A 10754-nucleotide genomic window follows, 5' to 3' on the forward strand; every position below is an offset into this window, starting at 1 on the left:
CTACTCCGGAAACGTAACCATGCGCGTGAATCGCGCCAGGATCTGGTCAAGCAGCATGCCGACGATCCCGATCAGGAGGATCGCGATGATGACATTGGTGATCGAGAGGTTGTTCCACTCGTTCCAGACGAAATAGCCGATCCCGGTGCCGCCGACGAGCATTTCGGCGGCGACGATCACGAGCCAGGCAATGCCGATCGAGATGCGCATCCCGGTCAAGATCGTCGGCGCTGCCGCCGGCAGGATCACGGTGAAGGCGCGCCTGACGGTGCCGACCTCCAGCGTGCGCGCGACGTTGATCCACTCCTTGCGCACGCCGGCAACGCCGAAGACGGTGTTGAGCAGCATCGGCCAGATCGAGCAGATGAAGATGACGAAGATCGCCGAGATCGAGGAATCCTTGATGGTGTAGAGCGCCAGCGGCATCCAGGCCAGCGGCGAGATCGGCTTCAGCACCTGGATGAAGGGATCGAGCGCCTTGCTGAGCAGCGGCGACATGCCGATGAGGAAGCCGAGCGGGATCGCGACCAGCACCGCCAGCAGATAGCCGGTGCCGACGCGCGCGATCGAATAGGCAAGCTGGATGCCGAGCCCCTTGTCGTTCGGCCCGTTGTCATAGAACGGCCGCCTCAGGTGCTCCCAGAGCTTTGCGCCGACATCGAGCGGCCCGGGCATCGCGGATTTGCCTTGCGTCGCGGTCAGCCCCATCAGCTTGGCGTATTCCGGACTCATCGCTGTCGTTGCGCCGGTCGAGCGCGTGGCGAGATGCCAGATGCCGAGGAATGCGGCGAGAAGCGCGATAGAGACGAGGCCGGCGCGGAGGCGGAGGGAGGAGTTCATTGCGCAAGACCTCTCCACATGTCGTCCCGGCGAAGGCCGGGACCCATACCGCGGAATCTATCGATCGCGATCGGTAGCAGCACCGAACGATGAGTCTTCGCCAAACATCTCCCTGGGGTTATGGGTCCCGGCCTTCGCCGGGACGACGGTAGCGAGAGAAGTTTACTCACGATGCCTTCCTGATCTTGAAGCTGGCCAAATAATCCTCCGGCTTGGCCGGATCGAACGTCTTGCCCATCACCGCGAACGACTTGTAGCTGCTCGCGGGCGGCGACAGCCCCATCTCGGTCATCAGCTTCTTCGTATCGGTCGCCAGGTACACCTGCTCGGCGACCGTCTTGTAATCGACGTCGCCCTTGATCTGGCCCCAGCGCTTCATCTGCGTCAGCATCCACACCGCAAAGGACTGCCAGGGGAACGGATCGAAATCGACCCGCTTGGCGTCGGTCTTCACCCCGCCGAGGCCGTCGGCGTAGGTGCCGGTCAAAACCTGCTCCAGCACCGTGACCGGCGCGTTGATGTAGTTCGCCGGCGCGATCGCCTCCGCGATCTGCTTGCGGTTCTCTGCCTTCGACGCATAGGCCGTCGCATCGACGATGGCCCGCGTCAGTGCGGCAAAGCTGTTCGGCGCCGTCGTGATGAACTCGCGGCTCGCAGCAAAGCTGCAGCAGGGATGGCCATCCCAGATATCCTTGGACAAGAGATGCATGAAACCGACGCCGTCATAGATCGCGCGCTGGCAGATGTTGTCGGGCGCGAGGAAGCCGTCGATGTTGTCGGCGCGCAGGTTCGCGACCATCTCCGGCGGCGGTACCGAGCGCAGCTGCACGTCGGTATCGGGGTCGAGACCGGCTTCCGCGAGATAATAGCGCAGCAAATAGTTGTGCATGGAATAGTCGAAGGGAATGGCGAACTTCAGGCCCTTCCAGTCCTTGGGATCGCGCTTGTCCTTGTGCTTGGCCGCCAGCACGATGCCCTGCCCGTTGATGTTCTCGATCGCCGGCACGGCAAAGGGAATGGCGTTCGCACCGAGCCCCAGCGAGATCGCGATCGGCATCGGCGCCAGCATGTGTGCCGCGTCGTATTCCTTGTTGATCGTCTTGTCGCGGATCACTGCCCAGCCGGCGGTCTTGACCACTTCGACGTTGAGGCCGTGCTTGGCATAGAAACCGAGCGGGGCCGCCATGATGATCGGCGTCGCGCAGGTGATCGGGATGAAGCCGACCTTGAGGTCCTTCTTCTCGGGCGCGCCAGTCTCGGCAAACACCTCGGTTGCGGTCTGAAGCGGGAAGAACTGCGACAGCGCGGCCAGCGCCGTCGAGGCCCCAACCGATTTCAGAAACGCGCGCCGCGCCATATCTTGCGGAAACATCGCGCGCATCACAGCGGAGGCGACAACGCCCGCGTAACGCGTCTCCTCGCTGTCCGACGGGTCGCAGCGCAGGGCTGCGCTCGCCTGCTCGTGCTCCGCCGCCGATCGGTGCTGGCCACAGACACAACCGGCTCGAAGGTTTCGATCGGGATCAAACGGATTGTCGAATGTGGACATCGGACCTCCTGCGCGTCATTGCAGAAGGAATTACGCAAGGAGCATGCCATCGCCGGATCGCGAGGCAGTGCGTTGATGACGCAGCACTTTCCGTCGCGCTTGGTCGCTACGAAAAGTCGTGATAAACGAAAATTCGTAATCAAATGACGAGATTTCGTAATGGCAATGACGCCAATGCCCGGCCGCGACGATGCGGCCGAAACCATCGATCCGCGCACCGCGGCGTTTGAGTCCTCAGTGGAAGCGACGCTGCTGGTCGATCCCTCCCGCGATCAGATCATCGACGCCAATCCGGCGGCCTGCACCCTGCTCGGCTACGACCGCACGCTGTTGCGGCAGACCAGGGCCAGCACCCTTCATGCCGGCCAGCTCCCGGCGCTGACCGTGTTCACCCAGGCCGTGCTGCACAAGGGCGCTTACTGGACCACGGCGCTCACCCCGCGCCATGCCGCCGGGCAAAATCTCAGGCTCGAATATGCCGGCTGCATCCTGCCCCATGACGGCCGCACGCTGGTGCTGCTCACCCTCACCGATCTCGAAGCGCGCCGCCGACGCAACGTCGACGCTGCTGCCGAAGACCACATGCGCGGCGGCATCTCGACCTGGCAGCGGGTCGAACGCGTATTCCAGGACATCGAGCGCGAGAACCAGCTGATCCTGCGCGCGGCCGGCGAAGGCATCTATGGCGTCAACGCCGAAGGCAAGACCACCTTCGTCAACCCTGCGGCGGAGCGGATGCTCGGCTGGACCGCCGAGGAGCTGGTCGGCAAGGAAATCCATCCGATCGTGCACCACACCCACCATGATGGCCGGCACTATCACAACCACGACTGCCCGATCTATGCGGCGTTCCGCGACGGCGCCGTGCATCAGGTCGACGGCGAGGTGTTTTGGCGCAAGGACGGCTCGCCCGCCTGGGTCGAATACACCTCCACTCCGATCCGCGACCGCGGCGTGGTGGTCGGCGCGGTCGTGGTGTTTCGCGATGTCAGCCAGCGCCGCGAGGCCGACGAGAAGCTGCATGCCGCGCTTGCCGAGGTCGACCGCCTGCGCGAGCGTCTCGAGCTCGAAAACGCCTATCTCCAGGAAGAAATCCGCATCGAGACCAATCCCCGCGGCATCATCGGCCAGAGCGAGGCGATCCAGAAGACGCTGCGCCAGGTCAAGCTGGTGGCCCCGACCACCGCGGCCGTGATGATCACCGGGGCATCAGGCACCGGCAAGGAGCTGATCGCGCGCGCCATCCACGAAGCCTCGGGTCGCAGCGACCGGCCGCTGATCCGCGTCAACTGCGCCGCGATCCCGCGCGAATTGTTCGAGAGCGAGTTCTTCGGTCATGTCCGCGGCGCCTTCACCGGCGCAACGCGCGACCGCATCGGCCGGTTCGAGCTTGCCGACGGCGGCACGTTGTTTCTGGACGAGGTTGGCGAGATCCCGCTCGAACTCCAGGGCAAGCTGCTGCGCGTCTTGCAGGAAGGCAATTTCGAGCGCGTCGGCCAGGAGCGCACGCGCGCGGTCGACGTGCGCGTCATTGCCGCGACCAATCGCGATCTCAAGCAGGAGGTGCAACGCGGCCGGTTTCGCGAGGACCTCTATTTCCGTCTCAACGTATTTCCGATCGAGACTGTCCCCTTGCGCGAGCGACGCGAGGACATTCCGCTGCTCGCCCAGCATTTCCTGACGCGCGAGAGCAAGGCGTTGAAGTCGAACCTGCGTCTGTCCGAAGGCGATGCGCGGCGGCTGACCCGCTACGACTGGCCCGGCAATGTCCGCGAATTGCAGAACGTGATCGAGCGCGCCGCAATCCTGTCCCAGAACGGGCGGCTGCGCATCGATCTGCCCGACCCCTCCGGCACGCAAGCTCCGAGCGGCGCTGCACGCCCGAAAGCCGATGTGCGCCCCGCGGTCATGACGTCATCGGAAATGCGCGATCACGAGCGCGCCAACATTTTGGCGGCGCTCGAAGCCTGCGCAGGGAAAGTCTTCGGCCCCGGCGGCGCGGCCGAGATGCTCGATATCAAGCCGACCACATTGGCCTCGCGGATCAAGGCGCTTGGTATTGCGCCTCGTCCGCGGGCAGATCTCAACGGCTAGAATGTGGCGAAGCACGGTCGCGCGCCTCGGTTCACCTCTCCCGTAGGGAGAGGTCGGATCGCATCGAGAGATGCGATCCGGGTGAGGGCTTACGGTCTCACCAAAGGCAACGCCCCCTCACCCGGATTGCGCTGGACGATGCTTCGCATCGCCAGGAGCAATCCGACCTCTCCCCGTCGGGGAGAGGTGGACCGAGCCCTAAGGCAGCGGCACGCTATCACGCCGCCTTGATCGTGACCTCCGCTGCCATCGGCAATCCCTGCTCGATCGGCAGCGACGGATCGCGCGACCATTCGTTCCAGGAGCCAAAGTACATCCGCACGTCCTTTACGCCGGCATTCTTCAGCGCCAGGAACGTGTTTGAGGCGCGCGCGCCCTTGAAGCAGTAGAGATAGACCGGCGTCGTCTGCGAGATGCCGACAGTGGCGCATTCGGCCAGAATCTCGTCCTTGGACTTGAAGCGCGGGCCCTCGGCGGTCGGCTTCATCATGCGGTACCATTCCAGCCACACCGCGCCGGGGATGCGGCCCTTGCGTGGGCAGAAATCCTTGCCGTATGGGGACGAGCTGTCGCCGATCCACTCATCGACGTCGCGCACGTCGAGGATGGCGATGCCGGGCTTGCCGACGGCCCCGAGCATGGTCTTGGCGTCGATCAGGATCTCGCCCGCCTCAGGCACGATCGTGAACGAGGCCTTCGCCGGCGTCGGCACGTCCTTGGTGACCGGCAATCCGGCTACTGCCCAGGCATCGAAACCGCCATGCAACACCTTGACCTTGGGATAGCCGAGCATGGTGAGGAGATAGTAGCCGCGGCAGGACTGACCGAAGCCGGAGTTCATCGACTGCTCATAGACCACCGCTGTCTCCGTTCCGGAGAGACCGGCGGCACCAAAGGCGTCGGCAAATTTGGTCTTGAGCTCGTTGATGCCGTCGGGCGTCGAGGTCGCAAGATAGGTGAAGATGTCGTGCACGTTCACGGCATTGGGGAGGTGCCCGGCGCCGTAGGCGTCGGGATTGCGGGTGTCGATGACGACACAGGGCTCGGTCTTCAAGAGATCGGCAAGTTCGCTGGCAGAGATCAGAACGTCCGTCATTGGCAGCCTCTCCGTTGAGGTTGAAGGTGGTCTTAACAGTCGTCTTGGCAGGCGTCTTCGGGTGGACTCGTGAAGATCAGGAATCGGCGAGCATCTTGCGTAATTGCTTGGTGGCAGGCGTGACGATCGCGACGAAATAGGCCTCGCGCAGTCGCCGCTGAGCGCGATGGCTTTTGAGATAACCGCGTGCACCACAATGCAGCATCGCCGCATGCGCCGCCGCGACGCTGGCTTCGCCGGCACGAAGCCTGAGTGCGATCACCTTGCGCCAGTAGGTCTCCTCCTCGTTGTAGGGATCACGCGCCAGCGCCATCGTTTCGGTCTCGAGCTCGGCGGCGAGATCGCGAAAATGCACCGGCTGCTGCGGCAGATAGCGGTTGATATGGCCAAGGGGGCTGTCGACTTCGTCCATGATGTTGATGCAGTCCCTGATCACGCCGAGCGCCATGCCGGCCTGGAGCAGGATGAAGCCGGCGCGGATCTTCTTCACGAAGGGACCCGCGGGATCGGCCAGGATCAGTTCGTCCGGCACGAAGACGTCGCGGAACTGGACGCCATAAGTGCCGGTGCCGTCCATGGCGAGGAACGGCTTGCACGGCGTCAGCGTGATCGCGGGATCGGAGCAGTCGGCCAGAAACATCACCGTGCCAGGCTCGCCTTTTGCGATGCCCTGATCGTCCTCGCGTTCGAAGATCGTGCCGAAGTAATGGTCAGGACCGAGATTGGAGACCCAGGGCAGCGCGCCGCGCACGATGTAGCCGCCCTCGACCTTGCGCCCCTTCAGCTTGAGCTTCTCGATGCCAAAGAAGCTCTTCATCGGATTGGAGAGCCCGGTGCCGCCGAGCACCCGCCCCGTCGAGAAGGCATCGCCAAAGCGTTTTGCCAGCTTCAGATTTGTCGAGTTCGCGGCGTACCAGACGAGCGTGTTCTGGCACCAGGCCATGAAGGCGGTGGCGCCGCAAATCTCGCCAATCGCCGCCATCGCCTGGATGGCGCAGCGCAGATCCGCGGGGCCTTCGTGCGGGACGTGACTGCCCCAGGCGCCGACCGCGCCGAACTTGCGCAGAACCTCGGCCGGATAGACCGTGCCGGCGTCGATGCCGGCAGCGAGCGGCGCGAGCTGCTCCCGCGCGATCCGCGCCACCTCTCCTGCAATGGACGGTGCGGGATGATCCAAAACGTCGACCCGCGATAAAGCCAGTGAACCCATGATCGTCTCCCGCACCCCAGTTGCTGATTGCTGTCTGCTAGATGCCGACCTCGAGATTGACCGGGCGGGTGAAGGTGTTGGCGACCGGCGACCATTTCTTCACATGGGCGACCAGCGCGTTGATCTCGTCCGGCGCGATGCCCTCGCACTCCATGTCGACCTTGACGCGGACGTCAGTGAAGCCGACCGGCTTGTCGGAAGTGTCGCCGGTGCCCCAGACCGCAGTGATGTTGAGGTCGCCCTCGAGCTCCAGCTCGAGCTTGTTGACGATCCAGCCGCGATGCACGGCGTTGGCGTGCAGACCGACGGCGAGGCAGGAGCCGAGCGCGGCGAGCGAGGCTTCCGACGGATTGGGCGCGGTATCGTCGCCCAGAAGCCCCGGGGGCTCGTCGACGATGTAGGGCGGCAAATTGCGGATGTAGTTGGCGTGGCGGAATTTTCCCTCCGCGACCGTCTTGCACTTCAAGGTCTTGACGACCTTCGGATTGGCCTTGCCGCTCGCGATCAGTTGCTCGAGGCCATTCTTGTCGATGGGCGCGAGGCACCCCGTCAGCACTGTCTTCTGAACGACGGCAGTCATCAGTCTTCTCCCTGGCAGAAGTGGAAATCGGCAGGATACCGAACGGTCTGTTTCCTTGCATGGAGCGTGCCACAGCAAGCCGAAAACAAAACGCGAAGCATTGGAGCCGCTTAAGTGTCCCTGCCTGCGGATTGATCAGCCGCAGCTTGCTTAAAGGCGAAGCAGATGCGCTTGCGCGTGCGAATCTTTTCGGCGCGGAACAGATGCGGCTTGCTGATGCGGCGCAGCTGCGGGTAAGTTCGAGTCCATGGCTAAGACGTCATCGAAGAAAAAATCGAATTCGCCGCACGCCGGTGCTGGCGCAGGCGACGACGAGTCCGCGCGCGGGCGTTTGCTGAGCGCCGCGACCCATCTGTTCTGCAAGAACGGCATCAATGCCACCGGCATCGATGCGATCATCGAGGAAGCCGGCACCGCGAAGACCACGCTCTATAAATTGTTCGGCTCCAAGACCAACCTCGTCAACGCGGTGCTGGAGAGCGAAGGCAAGCAGTGGCGCGAATGGTTCATCGGCGCGATGGAGCAAGGCGGCGGTGATGCGCAGGCGAAACTGACGCGCATCTTCCCCGCGCTGAAGAGCTGGTTCGCCGAAGAACGCTTCTACGGCTGCCCCTTCATCAACGCCGTCGGCGAGCACGACAAGGACCAGAAGCTGTTCCGCAACATCGCGTTGAAGCACAAGAAAATCGTGCTCGGCCACATCGAGAAACTCGCCGGCGAGTTCGGCTCCAGCGAGCCCACCGTGCTCGCGCACCAGCTCGGCCTCATCATCGACGGCGCCATCGTCGCGGCGATGATCTCGCGCGATCCGGGCGTTGCCGATACCGCCGCGCTTGCGGCAGGTCCCCTGCTCAGCCAGTCGAAGACGAAGAAGAAGCGCGCGGCGGACCAGCTAGAGGCAGTGTGATCGGTCTCATCCGTAGCCCGCATGAGCGCAGCGACATGCGGGAACACCGTCCCGGATATCGCTCCGCTCATCCGGGCTACGAAGATTCAGGAGGTGGGCAAAGGCGCGCAGCGCCGTGGCCACGAATTCTGTCGCAACGTTGCCGATCGACATCGGTGGGCACGCTGCGCTTTGCCTAACAACAGTCAGCGGCTCGCTCGCAACGCGCCAAGCTCGACGTCGGCGGCCTGTTTCTCTATGAAGGTCTTCGGGCAATCAGCTGCCGCCAAGTCGAACAGCCTCAACGCCTCTTCCTTGGAGCCGCCCTGCAGTGCGCGCTCAGCAATATAGAAATTCGCCTCGCAGACCTGCGCCTTCTTCTTCGTGGGGTCGGCATCGTCCGCCGCGCTGAGCACTTGCTCCGGCGTCATTGTGCCAAGAAAGAGATTGACGATCGGCGCGGGCCATTTCGCCGCGTCCAGCTGCTTTGCAGCCTCGCTCAGCTGGCTCGGTTGGTCACTGCGCCTTGCAAGAATTTCGCGCCATACGACCGGATAGGCATCCTTTGGATTGAGCAGGATCGCCTGATCCAGGTCGGTCAACGATTTGGTGAATGAAGCACTCTGCCAATAGATCCTCGCGCGATGAAAGTAGGCGCGTGAATCCTTGGCATCCAGCTGCACGAGTTGATCGTAGTCCGCAATCGCGCGGCCGAAGTCCCCCTTGGTTCTGTACGCATTGCCGCGAGACGATATTGCGTCCTTGTCCTTGGGATTGAGGCGGATCGCCTCATCATAGTCTGCGATAGCGCGGTCAAGGTCCCCTTTTGCGTAGTAGGCCACTCCGCGAGCGCGGAGCGCAGGTCCATCCCCCGCAGCGAGTACGATTGACTCACCAGCGACGGATGCAGAAATGGGGTCGGCGCCCTGACCTTGAATCTGAGGCTGCCGATCGCCAGGGATTGCTTGATCCTGATGTGCCAGCTGGATTGCCTGGTTGTAATCGGCAATCGCGTGATCATAATCGCCTTTTCGAGCGTAGGCGACGCCCCGACAGCCGTAGGCAGATCGGCTTTGTGGATTCAACTCGATGATCCGGTCATAGTCGGCGATAGCGCGGTCGAGTTCGCCCAGCTGAGAAAAGGATTCGGCTCGGAAGTAGTAGAAATACTCATTCCTCGGCTTGATTTGGATTGTTTGATCGAGTTCGGCCAATGCACGCTCTCTGTTACCCTTGGCGAAGTAAACCCGGCCGCGGCACAATTGACCGCCGCCGGTTTGGGGGCTGATCTCGACCGCTCGATCACAGTCGGCCATGGCCCGATCCGGATCCCCCTTGCGGACGTAAGCGAGGCCCCGTTCGACATGCTCTATGACATTGTCCGGATGGATCAGGAGAGCCTGATCATAGTCGGTGATGGCGCGGACGAAGTCGCGTCTCGCCGAATAGACGTGAGCACGTCCGAGATATGCGTAGGTATTCTTCGGATCAAGCTCGATCACCTTGGCATAGTCTGGCAGCGCGGCCTCGGGCTCTCGCTTTTGGAGAAACGCAGAAGCTCTCGCGATACGGGCGTTCAGATTGGCCGGATCGCGCTCGATGATCTGGTTGTAGTCCGCGATCGCAAGATCGATCTCGCCCTTCTGGCGGTAGAACATGGCGCGGCGGAAGTACGCCATGATCACGCCTTGCTGCATGCCCGTCGCCGCCTGAATGATGGCGGAGCAGCCCGCGATGCGGTCATCAACGCTGAAATTTCCGACCGCGTTGCACTTGGAGGTCAAGGGCATTTCCGCGCGAGCGCCTGATATTTCGAGCAAGGCCGTCAGCGCCAAAACACTGAAGCTTGCTACCGCACAAATGAGTGCGCGGCCGATCATTCCAAACATACAGTCCCCAACTCAATTCCCGAGGACTGTCATAGCAACGGATTGCGAGTTTGCACAGCCCTCGGTTGCGTCGTTGGCAAATGGAGCTCCAGCTGGCCGAAAGCTTGGCGCAGACTAGTGCCGTAGGGTGGGCAAAGGCGCGCAGCGCCGTGCCCACAAATTCTGTCTCAACATTGCCGATCGACATGGTGGGCACGCTACACTTTGCCACCCTACAAGACCGATGCGCGACGAGACCTACGCGCTCTGCGCCATCATCCCGGCAAGCCGCACCAGCTCCGCCTCCAGATCGCGCTCGACGTCCGCCGCCCGGATCTCCAGCACACGATAATCCCGCGCTTCGAGCCACACACGCCGCGACGCACGGTCGGCGGCGATGGTCTCGCCCTCGCCCGGGTTGACCAGCTCGATCGCGATCCGGTGCGGGAATGAGACGAAATCCGGGATATGCCGCCCCACCGGGGTCTGGCGCTTGAACTGGCCGGCGAAACGACGATCACGGGTCAGGGCATGCCAGAGCAGGCGCTCGGCATCGGTCGGGTTGCGGCGGAGCAGGCGGGCGAGGCCGCGCACGGTCGAGCCGCTGTCGGGCACGCCGCCGCCCTGCCCG

General features: G+C 63.1%; 9 protein-coding genes. 2 read left to right on the forward strand and 7 right to left on the reverse strand.

Annotated elements, in window-relative coordinates; genetic code table 11:
* Both ntrB and CWO91_RS14255 read right to left on the reverse strand, forming a co-directional pair.
* The gene (gene ntrB, locus CWO91_RS14250; RefSeq protein ID WP_130214009.1) at positions 1–840 is read right to left on the reverse strand and encodes a nitrate ABC transporter permease; all 840 of its coding nucleotides are present in this window, start codon (positions 838–840) and stop codon (positions 1–3) included.
* 166 nt (positions 841–1006) lie between these two features.
* Positions 1007–2389 carry a CmpA/NrtA family ABC transporter substrate-binding protein gene (locus tag CWO91_RS14255; RefSeq protein WP_130214010.1) on the reverse strand — a complete coding sequence of 461 codons (1383 nt, stop codon included), beginning with the start codon at positions 2387–2389 and terminating at the stop codon, positions 1007–1009.
* A 159-nt stretch (positions 2390–2548) separates the two neighbouring features.
* Here CWO91_RS14255 and CWO91_RS14260 point away from each other — a divergent pair, with 159 nt between their 5' ends.
* Positions 2549–4483: a sigma 54-interacting transcriptional regulator gene (locus tag CWO91_RS14260; protein WP_130214011.1), complete on the forward strand. Its 1935-nt coding sequence runs from the start codon at positions 2549–2551 to the stop codon at positions 4481–4483.
* Between the two features lie 217 nt (positions 4484–4700).
* On the opposite strand, the gene CWO91_RS14265 is transcribed toward CWO91_RS14260, so the two are convergent.
* The 3 genes from CWO91_RS14265 to CWO91_RS14275 form a co-directional block, all read right to left on the reverse strand.
* A complete protein-coding gene (locus CWO91_RS14265) occupies positions 4701–5579 on the reverse strand; it encodes a sulfurtransferase (RefSeq protein ID WP_130214012.1) in 879 nt (292 codons plus the stop codon).
* 76 nt (positions 5580–5655) lie between these two features.
* On the reverse strand, positions 5656–6789 hold the full coding sequence (locus tag CWO91_RS14270; RefSeq protein ID WP_165405446.1) for an acyl-CoA dehydrogenase family protein: 1134 nt from the start codon (positions 6787–6789) through the stop codon (positions 5656–5658).
* 37 nt (positions 6790–6826) lie between these two features.
* Positions 6827–7369, reverse strand: coding sequence for an OsmC family protein (locus CWO91_RS14275; RefSeq protein ID WP_091889076.1), 543 nt, complete (start codon positions 7367–7369; stop codon positions 6827–6829).
* Positions 7370–7616: 247 nt separating this feature from the next.
* On the opposite strand from CWO91_RS14275, the gene CWO91_RS14280 reads away from it, so the two are divergent.
* Positions 7617–8276, forward strand: coding sequence for a TetR/AcrR family transcriptional regulator (locus CWO91_RS14280; RefSeq protein ID WP_091889078.1), 660 nt, complete (start codon positions 7617–7619; stop codon positions 8274–8276).
* 185 nt (positions 8277–8461) lie between these two features.
* Here the strand turns inward: CWO91_RS14280 and CWO91_RS14285 are convergent, their stop codons facing one another.
* Together CWO91_RS14285 and CWO91_RS14290 are read right to left on the reverse strand one after the other, a co-directional pair.
* The gene (locus CWO91_RS14285; RefSeq protein WP_245471250.1) at positions 8462–10135 is read right to left on the reverse strand and encodes a tetratricopeptide repeat protein; all 1674 of its coding nucleotides are present in this window, start codon (positions 10133–10135) and stop codon (positions 8462–8464) included.
* A gap of 246 nt (positions 10136–10381) precedes the next feature.
* A partial coding sequence (locus CWO91_RS14290) for an endonuclease domain-containing protein (protein WP_130214014.1) occupies positions 10382–10754 on the reverse strand: 373 nt, incomplete at its 5' end.

This window comes from Bradyrhizobium genosp. SA-3, assembly GCF_004212635.1.
GTDB lineage: Bacteria > Pseudomonadota > Alphaproteobacteria > Rhizobiales > Xanthobacteraceae > Bradyrhizobium.